This window comes from Flavobacterium columnare (assembly GCF_014844295.1).
Classification (GTDB): Bacteria; Bacteroidota; Bacteroidia; order Flavobacteriales; family Flavobacteriaceae; genus Flavobacterium; species Flavobacterium columnare.
The window spans coordinates 1,570,834-1,590,637 of the sequence record NZ_CP054494.1 but is presented as its reverse complement, the minus strand read 5'-3'; the positions used below and the strand labels follow the sequence as shown (position 1 = coordinate 1,590,637).

Genomic DNA, 19,804 nt, shown 5'->3' with positions numbered 1-19,804 from the left:
CATCGCTAGCTATTTATTTTAATAAAAAAATTAAAGAAAAATGAATCAGCCTGAAGCAACAAAACTCACAGCCTTACGATTGCCTAAAAACACAATCGACACTGTGAATCCTAGACCTTCAAATGAGGGATATAGTGCTGAATTTTATGGAAATAGATCCAATGAAGGAGTTGATTTTCTTTCATTAATAAGGTTTATTAAAAAAGCAAGCACAAATCCTCAATGTATTTTTAATTGGAAAGATTTTGAAAGAGCACCAATAGTACAAACGTACTCCACAAGAGATGGAGAAGGTGGAACTATCCAAAGGATGAAAATCATTAATAATAACATTCCTTTCACTTATAAAGATGAATCTGGAAAAATAAACACCTCTTTCTTGCAAGCCCGTTTAAACAAACGAATCGATGCTATTGATTACGATTGGGGGTTTAATATTCAAATTAATGCCAAAACAAAATTGATTTTTGCGCAATTATCATTATACTATGTTAATACAGCTAAATTTAGAAATAAAGTAACAGCAACTCCAAACCCAAACGATTTTACCGTGAATGACCAATATCGTGGTATTGTATTTCAGTCTGAAAATTTAACCGATTTTGCCTATTTAGTAAATGCCATAGATCCTAGCCAATTTGAATTTATCAAGAATAAAATCAAAACCAAGTTCGTTGATGCCATACAAAAAGCCAAAAACGAAGACGAAATCGTATTTCTTTTTGAAAATGCTCCTAATTGGATAGCCGAAAATTTTAAAAGTGATGAGTTAATTAACTATTTAAAAACTATTTTAAGTTATGATATTGAGGGATGGTTTAGCGGGTATATAGACGGAAGCTGTGCTTTTATTAATGTATTACGCGGATTCAACACACTCGACAAATGGGTAGATTTGTATAACTTTTTTAAAAAAAAAACTGAATTTGTCAAGAAAGCCTATCATGGTTTAGACAGTACTTCTATTTGGGAAGGTGTAAAACAAACAAATAAAACCATTTTTGCTTCCTTTTTAACCAGTCTGTGTTATGCGGTTATGGATTCTGAAAAAGTGGCTATTGAACCACCTACCAAAACGTTTTATTTAGGTGATGGTTATACTGTAAATACGTCTGCTTTAGGAGCCTTAGATTTTAATGATACGCAATACTTTTTAAAACAAGAAAGAACTAAGTTAGTAGGTATGATTCCTATAGCAAACTCTTGGTTCTATCCTGTTACGTATGACGAAGATTTAGAAGAAGGGGCTTATTACAATCCATTGCAAATGGTACAAGTATACAATGTTGCTCAAAAAACAGCCATGGTAGTACCCGCTATATTCTTACATGATATAGCTTCTCGGGATGAATTAGCGCAAATCATGAAAGCCGTTCGTATAGGAGTAAATGTATTTACGATAGCAGTTTCCATAGCCTCATTAGGATCTGCATCGCCACTCATCGCTTTAGCAGCAGCAGCAGATATTACACTTGCCACTGCCGATACTATTTTTGCCTTAGCCGAAGACCAACTTTCTAAAGAATTTGTCGAAACCTGGAGTAAAATCTACCTAGTAGGCGGAGCCATTACAGCAGGACCTGTATTGCTAAACAGTGTTTTTAAAGGAGGAATGAAAATCCTGAATGGCACTGCAAAAGCCGAATTTAAAAATTTTGTGCGGGCTTTTATTTTTAAAGTGGTAATGGAAAAAAATATTGCTAATTTTACAAAAAACACCTTACGCTTCGTTACAGAAAATGTAGAGCTTGTTTCCATAAGTAATGGTTTACTCAACACAGGTAAGTTACAAGAACTTAATCGATACGGTGCTATACTAGTAGCTGGTGAAGTTAAAAATGCTGACAAAATAGTTACAGAATATGCGCTTGTTTATAAAGGGGAATTAGTAATAAAAGGTGAAAAAGCTAGTTTTGTAAAAAGGGTAGAGAGGTTCTTTGAAGGAGTTAAAAGTAAAGGTCTTAAAGATTTCTTGGAGGAATTTGTAGGAGGTAATAATTACGGAAAATCGATTGTTGAAACAAAAAACCCTATTAAAGTCCAGCAGTTTGTAGAAGGTTTAGAAAATCTGTCAAAAATAAAAATTGTTAATCCTCTTGAACATATTGAAGATGCTATGCCTTATTTTAATCATAAAGCAATAGATAATGAAGTGATTCAAATTTCTGAATTAAATTGCGGTAATACAATAGAGTCTGTGGTAGTGTTTCTAAAAACAGGAAAAATAAAATTAGCAGAGCCTTCGAAAATGCAAGGTCTTGAGCAAGTCGCATCAAAATTTGGAGGAGGTAGTTTTATACCATCAACAATTCCTCGTATGAAAGAACTAATGAAAGAAGAAGAAATTATTGTTATTTACGCTATCAAAGACAAGAGCACACCAAAAGTTATTGGTCATTATTTCGTAGGAATGAAAAAAAATGGTGTTTTACATTTATTTGATGGGCAAACAGGAGAATATGTAATTTTTTCTCAAACAGATAGAAAATATGCTAATTTTATACAAAGGGGATATAAAGAATTTCAATTTTTAAAAGTAAGGTAATAAATTAATTAAAAAAAGATGATATGTTAACAGATACAGAAATGTTAGAAATAGCAAATAAGTTTTTAAATAGATTAAGTAGAGACAGTAACAATTTAGAACTTGTGCTGTATAGTGACATAATAAAAAAATCATATGGAAATATATATTTTTTTAATTCTAAAAAATTTATTTTGTCAGAGGATCTTAAATATGCTCTAGGTGGTAACGCTCCATTTTTAGTTGAAAAAAAAACAGGAAGAGTTGTTAGTTTTGGTACATCATGCACAATAGAAAATTATATAAAAGATTATGAAAACGGAACTATAGGTAAAAGTTTAGATCGTTATTGGTATCCAGATGAAGATAGGTTTGATTATAAGTAATTTAGATATTTTTAAAAACTGCAATTTTTATATTGCAGTTTTTTTATTTAAAGAATCTAAATCACTCGTTTACAACAAGCCAATGCCACATTTATAAAAGGAATTGGTTTTGATGGAAAAATAAAAGGATATGCTGTAATTTATAAAGGAGAAGAAATTGCGAGTGGAACAGCTAAGGAAGTTCGAGAAACTTTAAGGGATGTTTGGGGAGCAACTGGAAGTAAATTAATATAAGCTCTAGATGATTTATGGAAACTAAAACCTAAACTAACTAGAGATTTAAAACATTGGACAGCATTTAATTTAGCAAATACAGAACTAAGATGGTCAAGAGTGATAGAAAAAGAGATACAATCCTCACAAAGATTGTACGTTTAAAAAGATACTTCTCCGAAGTCTGTACACATAAAGTAGAAGTGAAAAATTACTCTTTATAATCGGATTGTCTTGTAAAACACTATAAAACAGGAGGTTTTAAGAGGTAGATGTTAGGTGTTTGTTTAATACAATTCCAAGATTGTTTTTAATATTAAAAAGATTAAATTATATATTTAATCCAATGTTATTTTGTTTGCCTCCTAAGAAAATCTTAGTGTATGTAGAAAAAAGCGGTGTTCATAAAAAGGATGTTGATTGGATATTTTTCTAATATTGATTGATTTTTTTCTAATTAATTTAGATTTTTTTCTTTTAAAATTTGCTTTTTAGATTGTTTTCCTTTATATTTAGAATTTAATTGTAAATAGAAGAAAATGGACAAAATAACTAAAGAACGAATTGAAAAACTCCATCCCTTAGTGCGTGACGAAGTTACAAAAATTATTAACGAATGCAATCAATCATTAACAGGAAGAGCGCAAGTTAGAATTACACAAGGACTACGGACATTTAAAGAACAAGAGGATTTATATGCTTTAGGGAGAACTAAACCGGGTAAAAAAGTAACCAATGCAAAAGGAGGGCAATCTATCCATAATTACGGTTTTGCAGTAGATATTTGCTTGATTATTGATGGAAAAGTTGCATCATGGGACACCGTAAAAGATTGGGACAATGACGGTGTTGCAGATTGGTATGAATGCGTGAAAATTTTTGCTAAACATGGATGGGATTGGGGAGGTAACTGGAAAACATTTAAAGATTTACCTCATTTTGAAAAAAGAGGTTTTTCAGATTGGAAAGAATTAAAAAAAAGGCCTTTGGATGATCATGGTTATGTAAAACTCTAAATCCTATTGTTTTATAATATAGAACGAAGAGGTTGTTTAGCCCAGATTACACATTAAAAAATGTATTACAGATAAAAATGATTTTGAATTTAAAAAAGGACTCCATCTTTGTTCTCAATGTACTAAAAATCAGTTGCGGTAAAAAATTTCCGCGTATTTTTACCTTCTTGGCTCTTTTTATCTTCATGACAAAGCCTAATGCATAATCTGGGGTTAAAAAGGATGTCTTGTTGTTTGATTTTCTTTAATCGTTTTATCCTAGTTAACCGCCAAGGAGTCTCATATTGTTGATAATGTGACTGCCCTTGAAGGTTAAACAGATGATAAAAAGTTGAGATGTTCCTTTCTGAACAGTCTTCCTAGCCAAAACAGATCGTTTTTGAAAACATAAAAAGGATATATATAGCTACATTATTTTCCTAAATCAATTTCCTGATTGACATCCCAGTTTGCTCGAACGTCAAGGATCGTTGGAAAATGATAAACCTCTTCGGGTTGTTTGTTTTCTAAGAAAGAACCGGCATCCCATTGTCCATTGTTGTTAAGATCATAGATAACTCGAATGTAATATTTTTCAGGATTTATTAGAATGAAATCCACATCCGTAGTATTACCACTCACAGGTTTCGTATAGAAAACCTTTCCTTTTTCGTTCGTAAGTTCTACAATAAGAGGTGTATTTTTTTTATTCTTAAAGTGTATTTTTAAATTTCCGTAATCTTCCACTTTCTTTGTTGAAAAATTAAACTTTAGAGTATCTTTGTTTTTATTTCCTATATAATCCTCTATTGCGCCTGGTAATAGTTTTAAATCATATTTTTCATTTTCTTCCTTTTCAAAATCCAATACAAATTTTTGAGTATAATCTTCGTATTTTGCTTTAAAAGGAATAAGTGTTTTATTTCCTTTAGTTAATAAAATTTTATTAATGTCCCATTTTTCAATAGGGGTTGATGATTTAAGTGCAAAGTTTTCTTTTAAATGCAAATAGGATGTTTTAGAGTCAAGATGTAAAGTATCTTTTTTATATTCTTTAAATTTTACAGAATAACGCTCTTGGTATTTATCTTTAGATAATTCTAACTGAATAGAATCATTCTTTATATAAGGAGTCCATATTTGTAAGGAATCTTTATCCTGAATTTTTGAAACACGCACAGGTATTTTGTTGCCTTTTAACTGTGCTTTAATTTGTATATTTTGTATATTATTCCCTTCATAACCTAATAAAATTCGATTGCCAGAAGCTTGTGTAGGTCTTTTAGGTTTAAAAGGTGGTTGTTCTTTGTATAATTCTAATTCAAATATTGAATTATCAGGTATATTAATTACTTGATTATAAACGCCTATTTTATCTTTTTTAGGATCGTATTTATAATTTGAAACATTTTCTTTTAAAGCTATTAATTTATATTTTCCTGCTTTTATGTTTTCAATTTTAAAGGTAGCGGTACTATCTAATGTATTGGTAATATAACGAGGTGTTTGTTTGTAAATAGTAGAATCATTATATTTTTCATCTACTTCATACAACATTACATTTACAAAATTTGGAGTAGCTCTTTCATAAGCATCTTTTATAATACCTTGTATAGATAATGAATCTAAATTTTTTCCTGTTGAAAAAACATATTGAAAATTTTTCAATTTATTCCCTTCATTATTGTCTGCAATGCTTTCGCCAAAATTAAAGCTATAAGTTGCATTGGGGATTAATTCCTCATTAAATTTTATGGTCAACTGTTTGCTAACTCCTCCTACAGGTTGAATATTGGGTTGGTTTTTTAAAGGAGGTGATATGATGAGGTTTTTTTGTAGATCATTTATTTTTATATATTCATCAAAAGTAATTCGGATACTTTTTTCTTTAAAATCAGTTGAAAAATTTTTCGGGTAACTACTTATCATCTTTGGAGGGGTTATGTCTTTATCGCCTCCTGTTATTGAACCTCTTTTGGCGCAATTCATAAGAGTTAAAGCAAAGAATAATAATAAAATAAATGATTTATTTTTCATTAGGATCAATTTTATGCTCATTAGACAACAAGTATCTATAACGGCTAGGTATTAAATTTATTAGAACTACAAAATAACAACATTTATTTAAGATTGTGAAAAAGCCATAGTTACTATGCTGATTTTTATTTTATCAGATTGTTGCAATGCCTTGGCGCAAGCTTCTAGTGTAGCTCCAGTGGTGAGAACATCATCTACTAAAAGAAAATGAATAGGTTCATCAAGGGTTTCGAGTTTACTGATAAAACGGTTTTTTTCAACGTTATTGCGTTCGGTCAATCTTTTTTTGGATTGACTTATGCCATATTCTTGTCTAAATAAAAGATTTTTGTTAATTGGGATTTTTAATACTTCCGATAAGCTTTCACAATAGGTGTCAATCTGATTGTATCCTCGTTCTTTTAACTTTTTAGGATGTAAGGGTACTGGAATGATATAGTTTACAGTACTAAAAACAGGAAGGTTTTGGAGGTGTTGAGCATGCCATTTGCCTAGTAAATTTCCTATTTCAGTACGTCCTTTGTATTTTAGATTATGAATGAGTTGTTGACCTATTCCTTTTTTGTGGTAATAAAACATAGAAGAAACATGTTCAATATTTATTCTTCCATAAAATTTAATAAATGCTTCATTATTGGTTTTTGTCCATTGATAGGTTAGGGGGAGTTCATGCCTGCATTCAAGGCATATTATTTGTTCATTATTAACTAATAAATTTTGACATCCTAAACATAAATCAGGGAAAAATAAATTAATCAGTTTTTTTAGCATTTCGTCGATTTTTTTTTCTGTAATAAAATTATTAAAATACATTTGATTAGTAACAAATTGAAATTAGAATGTTGTTAACGGATTCATTAACAGCCTATAAAATGGTTTCTGTAGCGCTGCTTTCAATAGCAGTTTCATTAAGCGTTAAATGTTATCAAGTTGTAGAGGAAAATCTTAAACTTCAGGAAGAAAAGGTTTTAGATAGAACGACTTATACTAATGATTTGAGTGAAATATTATTTCGATTCGATGCAGAAGTAAGAAAGAATAAAGAGTTAGTCGATAAACAAGTACAGCTTGAAAATGAACTAGTAAAAGTAAAAAAGAAACCATCTTAGGTGGTATAGATACTAACTAAGTTGGGGGTTTTTAAGATGTTTTAATAGAGTTCTTGCTGTAAAATAGTTAAGAATACGAAACTCTTTTGTAGTTAAAAGAACTTGAGAGTATAAAGTAAGAGTAAGTGTTTTTTTAAAAACCAAAAAGAATGTATTAAATTGATTACTAAAGGTTAGATAAGTTTATATCCCTAATATGACTTAATGAGAAGAAATATTGAGTGATATTATAAACACAATGCCAACTAAATAACTGATCTAATTGGTGGAGTGGGGGTTATACTTAAATAACTTTTTTAAAATTGTTGATTATATAAGGGGAGAAAACGGATTTTTTAAATCCGTTTTTTTATTTTTGCAATACTATGGCAAAACAAGACGATTTATTTAAAAATGTTATTTCGCACGCAAAGGAATACGGATTTATATTTCCGTCAAGCGAAATTTATGATGGTTTGAGCGCTGTGTATGATTATGCTCAAAACGGGGTAGAGTTAAAAAAGAATATTCGTGACTATTGGTGGAAATCAATGGTGCAAATGCATGAAAATATTGTAGGAATAGATGCTGCTATTTTTATGCACCCTACTACTTGGAAAGCTTCGGGTCACGTAGATGCTTTTAATGATCCGTTGATTGATAATAAAGATTCTAAAAAAAGATATCGTGCAGACGTTTTAATTGAAGACTATTGTGAAAAATTAAATCAAAAAGCACAAAAAGAAATAGAAAAGGCCAAATCTCGTTTTGGAGATGCTTTTGATGAAACTCAGTTTGTAGCTACTAATCCTAGAGTCGTTGAATATCTTTCTAAGAAAAAAGAAATCTTAGAACGTATGGCTCGTGGTTTAGATACTGGAAATTTAGCTGATGTTAAAGCGTTGATAGAAGAATTGGGTATTGCTTGCCCTGAATCCGGTTCAAAAAATTGGACTGAAGTACGCCAGTTTAACCTTATGTTTGGAACTAAATTAGGAGCTTCCGCAGATACTGCAATGGATTTGTATTTGCGTCCAGAAACAGCCCAAGGGATATTTGTAAACTTTTTAAACGTTCAAAAAACAGGGCGTATGAAGGTGCCTTTTGGTATTGCGCAAACAGGTAAAGCCTTTCGTAATGAAATCGTGGCACGTCAGTTTATTTTTCGTATGCGTGAGTTTGAACAAATGGAAATGCAATTTTTTGTAAAACCAGGAGAGGAAATGAAATGGTACGAATACTGGAAACAAACACGTTTAAAATGGCATAAGTCTTTAGGTTTGGGGGCTGAAAACTACCGTTACCACGACCATGAAAAATTAGCACATTATGCTAATGCTGCTTGTGACATTGAATTTAATTTTCCTTTTGGATTTAAGGAATTAGAGGGTATTCATTCACGTACTGATTTTGATTTAAAAGCACACGAACAACATTCGGGTAAAAAATTACAATATTTTGACAATGAGGAAAATGCAAGTTATGTGCCTTACGTAGTAGAAACCTCTGTTGGTTTAGATAGAATGTTCTTAGCTGTTTTTTCAAAAGCATTGCAAGAAGAAACTTTAGAAGATGGTTCTACACGTACAGTTTTGCGTTTGCCGTCAGTTCTTGCGCCTACAAAAGCAGCGGTTTTACCACTCATAAAAAGAGATGGTTTGCCAGAGTTAGCCAAAGAAATTATTGAAGACTTAAAATGGGATTTTAACGTAGCTTATGATGAAAAAGATGCTGTAGGTCGTCGTTACCGCCGTCAAGATGCTCTTGGTACACCGTTTTGTATTACGGTAGATCATCAAACATTAGAGGATAAAACGGTTACGATACGTCATCGTGACTCTATGCAACAAGATCGTGTAGCAATTGCTGATTTAAGAGCTATTATTCATAGTGAAGTTTCAGTTCGTAATTGGTTGTTAAAAATGAAATAGGTTTTTATTTTTAATCATAAAGATTTTAAGAGCCTGTCTGAAAAGGTATAAAACAATATTTAATCTGTCAATCTTGACGATAGGAAATATCAGAGTATCAACGTTATGTGATTTGTTTCGCTGGTTCGATTTGCTCAACCCTTCCTTTGGTCGAAATCATAAGATTGCATCTTTTCGGACAGCCTCTTTTATTTTATAAAATAAAAAACCTTGCAAAATCAACAAGGCATTTTTATCTATAATGTTTTTTTAGGCGTAATCAGGTTTAAAAGACATAGAATAAATAAAAAAAAGCTTTTTTTATACTTTAGTCTTGCTTTATGATTTAAAAATAATTTATTTATCCTCAGTTAAAGCATTCCAGCCCCTCGCTTTTAATTCAATTTTTGTATTGGCACGAGTAACTAGATGTATGCCTTCTTCATCAGGTGCTATATGACCTATGATAGTAAAATTGGGATTTCCTTTTAATTTATCGTAATCATCCATTTTAATGGTAAATAACAACTCATAATCTTCGCCACCATTTAATGCTATTGTAGTACTATCTATATTAAATTCTTCGCATACGTTAATAAACTGAGGGTCCAATGGTAGTTTTTCTTCATACAGATTACAGCCTACTTGGGATTGTTTGCATAAATGTAGGATTTCAGAAGATAAGCCATCTGAAATATCAATCATAGAAGTAGGGCGTATTCCTAATGCTTTTAAAATTTCAGGAACATCTTTTCTGGCCTCTGGTTTTAATTGGCGTTCAACCAAGTAAGCGTATTGATCTAAATCCGGTTGATTATTAGGGTTAACTAAAAAAACCTGTTTTTCTCTTTCAAGCACTTGCAACCCCATGTAAGCAGCCCCTAAATCGCCCGATACAACTAACAAATCATTTGGTTTTGCACCATTTCTATACACAATATCTTTTTCTTCTGCCTCCCCTAGCGCGGTAATAGATAGGATTAAGCCTTTTTGAGAAGAAGTGGTATCGCCCCCTATTACGTCTACTCCATATTGTTTAGCTGCTAAAGAAATGCCTGCATATAACTCTTCTAGTGCTTCCAAACTAAAACGATTGGATATAGCAATAGATACTGTAATTTGAGTTGCTTTTGCATTCATAGCATAAATGTCAGATAAATTGACTACTACTGACTTATAGCCAAGATGCTTTAAAGGCATATAGGCCAAATCAAAATGAACGCCTTCAATTAATAAATCCGTTGAAACTACTGTTTGTTTAGAACCAAAATTCAATACCGCCGCATCATCTCCAATTCCTTTTAAAGTAGAAGCATTGGTAATTTTAAAATGCTTGGTTAAATGTTCTATTAATCCAAATTCCCCTAATTGACCTACACTTGTTCTTGGAGACATTTTATCTTCAATCATAATTTTTTAATTTACAAAACAAAGGTACAAACTAAAAGTGAAACCCTATATAATCCCAAATTACACATTAAAAATTTATTATAAATAAAAAGTTGTAAATCTATTTTAGGATTAAGTATAAATATGTGAACTTTTTTAGGACGAGACAAGCTGCAAAAAATGTATGGAGTAACAAAAAAAGAAAATCAACTACAATCTAAAGTAAATTGAAGTTAATTTTCTTTTATAATTTCTATCGTTTAAAAATCACTTTTTTGTAATATTCTTATTATCAAATACTTCCCTTGTAAGGGACACTTTTTTCTAAAAAGATCGTAGAAGTAGCAGCGGGTTATTTCCTGCCAGTCCAATAGGATCTTGAGAGATATAATTTCCAATAGTACAATCGTAATATCGAAACCTGTTGTAATAAAGACCTTCTAATTCGGGGTCTTCATACTGTCCGAGTTGTCTAAAAGGAATAAAGTCTGGGGTTAGATTAATAGGCGAGCTAAAATTGCGTAAACCTCCGTAAATATTATAGTCTGTGCTCCATACTAAAGAGCCCTTTTCGTTATAACATTGTAGGGGTCTGCCTATATAATCAGAAATTATACTAAATTGTTCTTCTCCTTGTATTTTAGCACTAGGTACAAAGCTGTTTTCTTGGTAAATCCAAGTAACTAAATCCTCTACGGTTTCTTTTTGACTTAGATAAACTTCTCCTAGATCGTTAACAGAAGTTTCTGCCTCCTGCCCTTTTAGATATGTCCACTGGTGTAAAAGAACGTTCCCATCCTAAAAAGATGAAACAACGAACAGTTTTTTAGCCTGTTCGTTGTTTTATTTCTTTAAAATCACTTATTTAGAGAAGAGAAAAAATGAATATTATTAGCTATTTCACTATCAATAAATTCTTTTGTTATTGTATCACCATTGCCAATAGCATCAATAAAAAACAACTCTTTAATATGAGATAATCTATATTCTTTTTCTAATTCATTATCAGCTTCAGATATAGCTTCAGATATTTTGTCATTCTTTAACAGAAAACCATTTTGTCTTCTTTTTCTAGCGTTTGTATTTACTTCAATTATCATTTCATTTTTACCAATATTAAAGGCAGATTTTATTTTATTTAAACATCTTTCTAAATTCTCAATATCTTCTTTTTCCTTATTAATTCTTACTAATAAGGATAATGATGATTCAATCCAAGTCCAAATATTTTTATCGCTAGTTAATTCATATGTTAAAAAATAATTCTGAAAACTTAGAATATCATCTTTTAAGTTAATTAAATATAGTTTATATAAAATATTATTTAATTGCTGTTGAATTTCAGATTCATTATTACTATTATTAATAATGTCAATATCTTCATTTATGCTGAAGCCCTCTATTTTTAAAGTTTTTTCTTTTATCTTTTCTAATAAATCTTTCATGTATGTAAAATAATTTAAATTATGACTATTTTTACTAAGACCCCAGGGTCATAATCACTTAATGCACTTCCGATTGCTGAACCAGCTCCCCTGTTATCAGATGGATTGATATAACGTACACTTGCTCCAGATCCACCTTCTTTAAACATTGCCATAGGCCACTCATCTCTATCAAAACCTGTTTTTGTTGGAATGTTCTTCAGTGATGCTTTTCTATTTGCTGCTGCATTAATTCTTTCAATAGTTACAATATCAGGGTGACCTTTTTTTATTGCGTCTTCTATATGTTGTGCTGTTTCAGGAAAATCACTTTTTTTGATTGTTGCAACTATATCATGTGTTACACCGTCCCCAGCTGTAACCTTAACTTTACAATCTAATCCGAAAATGTCAATCCATGCGTTTGTGTTTTTTACGTAAGCATAAAGATTAGGATTACCACCTAATAACCTTATTGGATCTTGACTTAAATACAACCCTGTTTCGGGATTATAATACCTAAATCGGTTATATGCTAACTCAATATCGTGATCATAATATTGTCCTTGATATAAGAACGGAATCAAGTTTTGATCTCCTTCTATTTTACGTGTCTTTCCGTAAATATCAAGTTCTCTTTCCCAAATTAATTTTCCGTTACTATTATAAGCTTGTACAGGAGTTCCTAAATAATCATTTATGATGCTATAAACTTCCTCTCCTAAAATCTTTGCGCTTGGGTTGTAATTATTCGTATCATATACCCACGTAACTAGATTATTAACCTTTTCTTTTTGACTTAAAAAAACTTCTCCTAGATTATTAACAGAAGTTTCATGTTCTTCTCCTTTTTGGTAATCCCACTCATGTAAAAGAACGTTTCCATCCTAAAAAGAGGAAACAACGAACAGTTTTTTAGCCTGTTCGTTGTTTGGTATTTTTAATTTATTATTTCATAACTCTCTTTATAAGGGACTCTTTTTTATAAAAAGATCGTAGGAGTAGCACTGCTCAAAAAAAGTTAGATACTATTTGGAGAGAGTACATATTAGCCTCTTTTTTATTAATCAATTGTAACTAAATAATCTTGGGTAAGTTTATCTTTAAAAAAGAATTTATCAAATTCTATGAAATTGTTTAAAAAATCATTAGTAACTATTTCTTTTTCATATTCTGTAGTTTCAAAAGTGTCATACTTAATACTTATAGCCCAATGATAACTTGGTTCACTAATTAAGAAATAGACATCTCCATAATCTTCAATATCTTGTAAAAAATTACAGAACTTTAGATATGTTTTGTTTTCAGAAAAAGATGAATGAAAAAAATCGGTGATTATCGATATGATATATTCTTTATACAGTTCTCTGTTAAAGATTTTCTTTCTATCATTATCTGTTTCATCAATAAATATAAACTCCTTTAACATATTAATCATTACATTTTATGAATTTCGAAAATAATTTTGATGCAGTATCACTATTAATAGTTATTTGTGTTTCTTTTAGTGCTCTTGGAGCTTCTAACCCCCTTAGCACTTTGTCAGGATTTGCTAATTTAGGACCTATCACCATATCATAATCATGTATTAAATCTCCTTTTCGAGCTTTTGTTACAAAATCTGCCCATTCATCATTTGGTGTATCAAAGGTTTTAATTTTTAAATTAGTTAGTTGATCATCAGGAATATCAAATTTCACAATATCTGTCACTCCTCTTCCCATTTTTTCTAATCGTGCGTTATATTTTAAAGTTTCTTCTAAAGATGAGCTGGTATATAAAGCTCCTTTGCCTGATGAATTAAAGTCTAAATTAGGCCTATTTTTTGATAAATCTATCCCATTGACCCTTATTGATTCAGCACCTGCTTTACTCGTTCCATGGAATAATTCAATTAGACCAAATAAATCTACAAATACATTGCAGTCTTTAACAAAAATATAAAATTTAGAGACATTTCCATTATAACGTAGAGGATCTTGAGAGATATAATTTCCAATAGTACAATCGTAATATCGAAACCTGTTGTAATAAAGACCTTCTAATTCGGGGTCTTCATACTGTCCGAGTTGTCTAAAAGGAATAAAGTCTGGGGTTAGATTAATAGGCGAGCTAAAATTGCGTAAACCTCCATAAATATCATAGTCTGTGCTCCATATTAAAGAGCCCTTTTCGTTATAACATTGTAGGGGTCTGCCTATATAATCAGAAATTATACTAAATTGCTCTTCTCCTTGTATTTTAGCACTAGGTACAAAGCTATTTTCTTGGTAAATCCAAGTAACTAAATCCTCTACGCTTTCTTTTTGACTTAGATAAACTTCTCCTAGATCGTTAACAGAAGTTTCTGCCTCTTGCCCTTTTAGATATGTCCACTGGTGTAAAAGAACGTTTCCATCCTAAAAAGATGAAACAACGAACAGACTAAAAAACTGTTCGTTGTTTGGTATTTTTAATTTATTATTTCATAACTCTCTTTATAAGGAAAGATTTTTTTAAAAGATCATGACCATTAATATAATAAATCAATATTTAACAAAACATTTTCATTAATTTCATCATCTGTTCTGTATAATAAAAAAGAAGAAATAATAATATCATCATTTAAATCAATAAGTTTTCTTGGTTCTAAAATTACTTTTTGGCCTTTACCATACAACGGAATTTTTTCCCACTGTTTTGAACAGATATCCTCCCAATTTTTTAATAAATTGCCAGGGATAATAGATAAATCTTCAATTTCTTCCTTTATATTATAAACCCCTTTATTATCATCATAGGTCATTCCAAAATCATTAGCTATAATATTTTTGTTTTCAATACTATAAATAGGATAAGAAAAAGGATTAATACCCCAAGTTATTATTATTATTCCTTCAGCAAATAATTTTTCAATTAAATCAGTATTTGTAAATTCATGAATTAAATCTAGTTTTCTATGACTATAGTTTTCATCAATAATGGTTTTCATTTTTTCTAAATCAACTAAACAAAAACCTAAATGACTAAACGCATCGAAATATTTGTATACGTTATGATTTAAAGAATTTTGATTGCTTTGAGTTTTATTAAAATTCAAAACAATAGTTAGAATATTTGTCGGAAGTGGTATTGCGTTTAAAATTTCATATTGATTTATAGGATAATCTACATATACACTATAATCAACGTTTACATTTTCATGAAATTGGACTAAGCTATCCTGACTGTAATCTAAAATAGATAAATTATTAATAGCCCCCCTAAATAAATGCCTTTTTTCTATTTTTTTCTCACCAAATATTTTTTCATCATAAAAAAAAATCTGATCATTTAAGTTAAAAATTAACTTAATATTGTAATTTGAAAGATTATCTAATTCTGTTTCAATGAGATATTCAATATTATTAATTTTTACTTTTATTGTTGAATTATGAGTTCTAAAAGCTATAGTTTTTGTATTTTCCATTTATAAATTTAATTACATTTTATTTCAACCCCTTGATCTTTAGCCCATTTTTTCACTAAATCCCAAGCTTCAGAAGGAGAGACATTTTTCTTTATTAAGTCTCCTTTTGTTCCGTCTGCAGCTATTATATGTAGATCTCCTTTAACGTTTGCTAAGGCAGGATTATTATAATGATTTTCTAAGCTTTTTAACCATTGATCGTTTGTTAATCCTTTTGCTTTAATTTGATCTGCTTTCACAAGTGGTTTAGTATTTGTTCCAATACCATTATAACCATGCATAGCACTATGTTCGCTCCCCGTAAATTGCGTGTCATCGAAATACATACTAGGAACACCTGTTTGGCTATTAAAAGGTTTTACAGCTAGGTCAGTTGCGGCTTGATGAGGAACCATGTGGTGTCCTTGATGAATAGGATTACTTAAAGGCATTAAACCTAAAACATCAACAAAAGTATTTAAGTCATGAACATAAGAATATAAACGAAATCCACCTAAAACCGACACAGGATCTTGACTTATGTAAGTTCCTGTTTCTGGATTATAATACCTAAATCGGTTATATGCTAACTCAATATCGTGATCATAATATTGTCCTTGATATAAGAACGGAATCAAGTTTTGATCTCCTTCTATTTTACGTGTCTTTCCGTAAATATCAAGTTCTCTTTCCCAAATTAATTTTCCGTTACTATTATAAGCTTGTACAGGAGTTCCTAAATAATCATTTATGATGCTATAAACTTCCTCTCCTAAAATCTTTGCGCTTGGGTTGTAATTATTCGTATCATATACCCACGTAACTAGATTATTAACCTTTTCTTTTTGACTTAAAAAAACTTCTCCTAGATTATTAACAGAAGTTTCATGTTCTTCTCCTTTTTGGTAATCCCACTCATGTAAAAGAACGTTTCCATCCCAAAGATAACGATTTGTTTTTTCATTACAAATCTTTTTTATTCTTCTTCCTAAAGCGTCATATTCCATGGTTACAAGGGTGCCATCGGGTTTTTTTACACTTTTTAGCATCCCGTTGCCATACCAGTTGTATTCCCAATCGCCTCGTTGCCATTGTTGGTTGTTTCTTTCTTCTAGTTCTTGTTTTTCTTTTAATCGGGTGTATTCTTGTTTTTCTTCTTTTGTATAAATACGGTCTGTTTGTAAGTAGTAGGCTAGTTCTCCTCGTTTGGGTTTGGTGTCTGAAATTTCTTCTATAAAGAAAGAAAATCGGGCTGGTTTTTCTTTTTCTTTTTCCTCTTGACGTTTTTGTATTTGTGCTTGTGCTACGTTGCGTTTGCTTTTTAGGCGCAGGTTTCCTTCGGCATCGTATAGGTAGTGCCAGTCTAGGTCTTTTAGGAGTTTGCCTCCTTTGCCATATACGCGGTCTTTTTGTTCTTTGGTTTTGTAAAGGTTGCCTACTTCATCGGGTAGTTTGTAGTCGTAGCTTCCGTCTTCGTATTGGGCGGAGGCAAGGTTGCCAAAACGATCGTATACATATTGTACTTGTCCTCCTGTAAGGGCGTTTATGGTTTGTTGCAATCGGTGGTTGGCGTTCCAGGTATAGGTACGATGATAGGTGTCTTTATGTCCTCGGTGTACTTTTTGGGCAATGGGTCTTCCTGCGGCATCATACTGCATACTTAGGGTAAGCCCTCCTGTAATGCTTCGTTCTATTTCTTGTCCTAGGGCATTGTGTTTGAGCTGGGTTTCCCAGGCTTGTTTTTGGGCTTCTTTTAGAGCGGTTGTTTGGGCTGTAATTTTTTCTAAAAGACCTTTTGGGTTATAGGTGTTTTGTACTTGGGCTCCTAGGGAGGAGGTCATCTTGATGCGGTTTCCGTTGCGGTCGTATTCAGAAATGATTGTAAATCCTTGATCGCCCTTGAAGTCACTGGTTTGGGTTTCTTTTATAACGCGTCCCATTTTGTCTCGTTCTAAAAGAATGCTGACATCTTGGTTTTTGGCATGTAAGAGTTGGCCTAGCTTGTTATACGCAAAACTTTCCCAAGTTCCGTCGTTATGGTGGGCTCGTACAATGCGTCCTAGGGCATCGTACTGGTATTCAGACCATCGGTTTTCGGGTCTTTGGGTTCGGATTACCCATCCGTTTGCGTTGCGCTGGTATCTTCTGGTTAGGGCATCAAATCCTTCTTCTTGGGTAATGTGTCCTGCTTTGTTTCTTGTAAAACGGTATTTTTCGTTGTGTTCGTTGGTAATGCTTACCAATTGTTCCATTTTGTCGTAGTCAAAAAAAACTTTGGTTTTGTTTTCCTCACGCATTTTAAGACTTCCTAGGGGGGTATAATCAAACTTTATGGTATGATGTTGGTCTTGTGCTTCTATTACTTCATCGTAGGCGTTGTATACGAGTGTTGTAACGTTGTGGTCGGCTCCTTTTATGGAGGTAATTCTACCTAAGATGTCGTATCCAAAGGTTTGTGGATTGCTTCCTGGGCTTTGTACGCTAATGACTTCTCCACGGTAATTGTAGTCCCATAGGGTAGCATTTCCTTCATGATCGGTAAAGGAAATAAGGTTGTGTTGGGCGTCGTATTCTAGTTTAGATCGGTTGCCTTCTTTGCTTATTTCGCTAATGAGTCCTTTTGGGTTATAATCAAGTTGGGTAATGCCGTTATCGGGTTCTATAATACTGTTAAGGAGGTATTTTTGATTTTTTTTGTAGGTATAGGTGGTTTGATTGCCTTCGGGATCTATTACAATAGATAGGCGTTGTTCTTTGTCGTAAATATATTGGGCTACGCTGGCATCAGGATATACTATAGAGGTTTTGTTTCCAAATTCATCATAGGTATATCCGGTCATGTGGCCTTCTGGGTCTATCTGACGATAGATTTCCATATACTCGGTATATTCGGTAAAATGGCTGTTTCCAAGAGGATCTGTAACTTGGGTTACGAGCTGATTAGGTTCGTAGTAGTAGGTGGTTACGGCTTGGTTAGCATCTCTAACAAGGTTGTATCCTTTTTCAGGAAAATACTCTATCCAGCCTTCTTGCCAACCGCCATCGCCCCAAGTGTGGGTACATTTTGCACCTGTTTTGGTACCGTCGTATTCCCAATAGAAAGTCTGCCCGTTTCGGTCGGTTTTTTCGATCATGAGATGATTTTGGTATTTTATATGGGTGCTTTTTTGCAAAGCATCTGTAATACGAATCATGTTGTGATCTTGGTCGTAGGAATAGGATATTAGTAGGTCTTCTCCTTTTTGATGAATGAGGGAGAGTTGTGTAATGAGTCCTATGCTATTGGTATAGGCTTTTATTTTTCTACCCGCACAGTCTTCTATCATTAGAAGATGGTCTCCGTTTAGATAAAGTCGGGTTGTAAGTCCTGCTTTGTCTATAATTTGGGTCATACGGTATTGGTTATAACCGTTATAATGATCAAAAATATAGGTGGTAAAAGAGGTATGATCAAAAGCTTGGTAATGGTTGGAATAACGGGTAACGGTGATTTTTTCTTGTCTAAGATAAAAATCATCACCTATTTCTAGTAGGGGAAAAGCAACAATTCTGCCATCTTCTAATCGTAATCCTAGGGCTTCTTCTTCTGGAAATAATTCTACGCAACGGTCGTAATTACAATGTACCCCATGTCCTAACCAGCCTTTAAAGGCGGAGTCTGAATACCATTGTCTTTCCCATTTTATGGGTTGAGGCGATGGGATTTCAAAATCGGTTCCTTCATAAAAAACAGCTCCGTTGATAAGATTAATAGGCTCAAATCCTGCTTTACAAAGTAGTTTGCTAAGCGAGTTGGGACCAACGGAATTTTTTAGTAAATGATTGAATGCTTTTTTCCCGTATTTCATTAGGGTACTAAAACCTATACTGGATAGGAGTCCTGTTAAGGCTCCTCCCCAGTCAGGTACATAAGGTCCCCCCACCATCACAGGGGGTCCTGTAGGAATAGGTATAGAAAAAGAGGTTGGGGCAAATAGGGTAGGCGCAAAAGGAATCATCTTTTTGCCAATTTTAGTTTTTCCTAAACTAAGGGAAAGAGGAATTCCTATATCATTACAGGTCATTACGGAATACCCTTTGGGGCTTAATCGGGTTCCGTCTGCATATACATTTTGTGATGAAAAAAAGTTCATACTTTCATGTCCAATAATGGGGGTCATCAACCAAGGAGGCGTAAAGAGAGGGATATGTACTAAGGGTATAATAATACCACTGGTGTCAGAAACACCTCTTTTCATACCATTAACATGTACGGTAGCTCCTACAAAAGGAATGTAGTCTGCTGGATCTATAACAATACCTATATAGGGGTGAAAGGGATTGAAAGGAGGCAGCGTTGTAAAATGAATATCTATACCTATTACGGGTGTAAAGTGATTATCTGCTAATAACATACTTGAAATGTGTTTTT

At 32.3% G+C, this 19,804-nt stretch carries 15 protein-coding genes; 5 read left to right on the top strand and 10 right to left on the bottom strand.

The window, feature by feature from the left end:
• Positions 1 to 40 precede the first annotated feature (40 nt).
• The 3 genes from HUE53_RS06970 (at position 41) to HUE53_RS06960 (ending at position 4,139) form a co-directional block, all read left to right on the top strand.
• Positions 41 to 2,545, top strand: a complete 2,505-nt coding sequence (locus HUE53_RS06970) for a hypothetical protein (RefSeq protein ID WP_192188817.1) — start codon at positions 41 to 43, stop codon at positions 2,543 to 2,545.
• A 23-nt stretch (positions 2,546 to 2,568) separates the two neighbouring features.
• Positions 2,569 to 2,910 (top strand): hypothetical protein, encoded by a 342-nt coding sequence (locus tag HUE53_RS06965; RefSeq protein ID WP_065212878.1) that lies wholly within the window; start codon positions 2,569 to 2,571, stop codon positions 2,908 to 2,910.
• Positions 2,911 to 3,662: 752 nt separating this feature from the next.
• Positions 3,663 to 4,139 (top strand): M15 family metallopeptidase, encoded by a 477-nt coding sequence (locus HUE53_RS06960; RefSeq protein ID WP_192188816.1) that lies wholly within the window; start codon positions 3,663 to 3,665, stop codon positions 4,137 to 4,139.
• 411 nt (positions 4,140 to 4,550) lie between these two features.
• On the opposite strand, the gene HUE53_RS06955 is transcribed toward HUE53_RS06960, so the two are convergent.
• Both HUE53_RS06955 and HUE53_RS06950 read right to left on the bottom strand, forming a co-directional pair.
• Positions 4,551 to 6,155, bottom strand: coding sequence for an Ig-like domain-containing protein (locus HUE53_RS06955; protein ID WP_148265445.1), 1,605 nt, complete (start codon positions 6,153 to 6,155; stop codon positions 4,551 to 4,553).
• An 87-nt stretch (positions 6,156 to 6,242) separates the two neighbouring features.
• On the bottom strand, positions 6,243 to 6,926 hold the full coding sequence (locus tag HUE53_RS06950; protein ID WP_041253462.1) for a ComF family protein: 684 nt from the start codon (positions 6,924 to 6,926) through the stop codon (positions 6,243 to 6,245).
• A gap of 68 nt (positions 6,927 to 6,994) precedes the next feature.
• Between HUE53_RS06950 and HUE53_RS06945 the strand changes: the two genes are divergently transcribed.
• Positions 6,995 to 7,264, top strand: coding sequence for a hypothetical protein (locus HUE53_RS06945; RefSeq protein ID WP_014165934.1), 270 nt, complete (start codon positions 6,995 to 6,997; stop codon positions 7,262 to 7,264).
• 365 nt (positions 7,265 to 7,629) lie between these two features.
• Positions 7,630 to 9,174: a glycine--tRNA ligase gene (locus HUE53_RS06940; RefSeq protein ID WP_014165935.1), complete on the top strand. Its 1,545-nt coding sequence runs from the start codon at positions 7,630 to 7,632 to the stop codon at positions 9,172 to 9,174.
• Between the two features lie 336 nt (positions 9,175 to 9,510).
• On the opposite strand, the gene thiL is transcribed toward HUE53_RS06940, so the two are convergent.
• From thiL to HUE53_RS06890, 8 genes are all read right to left on the bottom strand, one after another.
• Positions 9,511 to 10,563, bottom strand: a complete 1,053-nt coding sequence (gene thiL / locus HUE53_RS06935) for a thiamine-phosphate kinase (protein WP_014165936.1) — start codon at positions 10,561 to 10,563, stop codon at positions 9,511 to 9,513.
• Between the two features lie 303 nt (positions 10,564 to 10,866).
• Entirely contained in the window at positions 10,867 to 11,079 is a 213-nt protein-coding gene (locus HUE53_RS14300; RefSeq protein ID WP_225556207.1) for an RHS repeat-associated core domain-containing protein, read from the bottom strand.
• Positions 11,080 to 11,399: 320 nt separating this feature from the next.
• Positions 11,400 to 11,987 (bottom strand): DUF6707 family protein, encoded by a 588-nt coding sequence (locus tag HUE53_RS06925; protein ID WP_065212885.1) that lies wholly within the window; start codon positions 11,985 to 11,987, stop codon positions 11,400 to 11,402.
• A 14-nt stretch (positions 11,988 to 12,001) separates the two neighbouring features.
• Complete coding sequence (locus HUE53_RS14465; protein ID WP_276529503.1) at positions 12,002 to 12,592, bottom strand: RHS repeat-associated core domain-containing protein; 591 nt, start codon at positions 12,590 to 12,592, stop codon at positions 12,002 to 12,004.
• A 437-nt stretch (positions 12,593 to 13,029) separates the two neighbouring features.
• A complete protein-coding gene (locus HUE53_RS06910) occupies positions 13,030 to 13,404 on the bottom strand; it encodes a hypothetical protein (protein WP_060383638.1) in 375 nt (124 codons plus the stop codon).
• Positions 13,397 to 14,104: a DUF3990 domain-containing protein gene (locus HUE53_RS14290; protein ID WP_225556206.1), complete on the bottom strand. Its 708-nt coding sequence runs from the start codon at positions 14,102 to 14,104 to the stop codon at positions 13,397 to 13,399. The genes HUE53_RS06910 and HUE53_RS14290 overlap by 8 nt, the downstream gene beginning before the upstream one ends.
• A 374-nt stretch (positions 14,105 to 14,478) precedes the next feature.
• Entirely contained in the window at positions 14,479 to 15,414 is a 936-nt protein-coding gene (locus HUE53_RS06895; RefSeq protein WP_077225814.1) for a hypothetical protein, read from the bottom strand.
• An 8-nt stretch (positions 15,415 to 15,422) separates the two neighbouring features.
• Positions 15,423 to 19,787, bottom strand: a complete 4,365-nt coding sequence (locus tag HUE53_RS06890) for a DUF6531 domain-containing protein (protein ID WP_225556189.1) — start codon at positions 19,785 to 19,787, stop codon at positions 15,423 to 15,425.
• Positions 19,788 to 19,804: the final 17 nt, after the last annotated feature.

What these genes read in the sequence shown, in the direction of transcription:
- HUE53_RS06950 (WP_041253462.1), bottom strand. Translation starts at nt 6,926, where the DNA reads ATGCTAAAAAAACTGATTAATTTATTTTTCCCTGATTTATGTTTAGGA.
- HUE53_RS06925 (WP_065212885.1), bottom strand. Translation starts at nt 11,987, where the DNA reads ATGAAAGATTTATTAGAAAAGATAAAAGAAAAAACTTTAAAAATAGAG.
- HUE53_RS06960 (WP_192188816.1), top strand. Translation starts at nt 3,663, where the DNA reads ATGGACAAAATAACTAAAGAACGAATTGAAAAACTCCATCCCTTAGTG.
- HUE53_RS06910 (WP_060383638.1), bottom strand. Translation starts at nt 13,404, where the DNA reads ATGATTAATATGTTAAAGGAGTTTATATTTATTGATGAAACAGATAAT.
- HUE53_RS06890 (WP_225556189.1), bottom strand. Translation starts at nt 19,787, where the DNA reads ATGTTATTAGCAGATAATCACTTTACACCCGTAATAGGTATAGATATT.
- HUE53_RS06940 (WP_014165935.1), top strand. Translation starts at nt 7,630, where the DNA reads ATGGCAAAACAAGACGATTTATTTAAAAATGTTATTTCGCACGCAAAG.
- HUE53_RS06895 (WP_077225814.1), bottom strand. Translation starts at nt 15,414, where the DNA reads ATGGAAAATACAAAAACTATAGCTTTTAGAACTCATAATTCAACAATA.
- HUE53_RS06955 (WP_148265445.1), bottom strand. Translation starts at nt 6,155, where the DNA reads ATGAAAAATAAATCATTTATTTTATTATTATTCTTTGCTTTAACTCTT.
- HUE53_RS06970 (WP_192188817.1), top strand. Translation starts at nt 41, where the DNA reads ATGAATCAGCCTGAAGCAACAAAACTCACAGCCTTACGATTGCCTAAA.
- HUE53_RS06965 (WP_065212878.1), top strand. Translation starts at nt 2,569, where the DNA reads ATGTTAACAGATACAGAAATGTTAGAAATAGCAAATAAGTTTTTAAAT.
- thiL (WP_014165936.1), bottom strand. Translation starts at nt 10,563, where the DNA reads ATGATTGAAGATAAAATGTCTCCAAGAACAAGTGTAGGTCAATTAGGG.
- HUE53_RS06945 (WP_014165934.1), top strand. Translation starts at nt 6,995, where the DNA reads ATGTTGTTAACGGATTCATTAACAGCCTATAAAATGGTTTCTGTAGCG.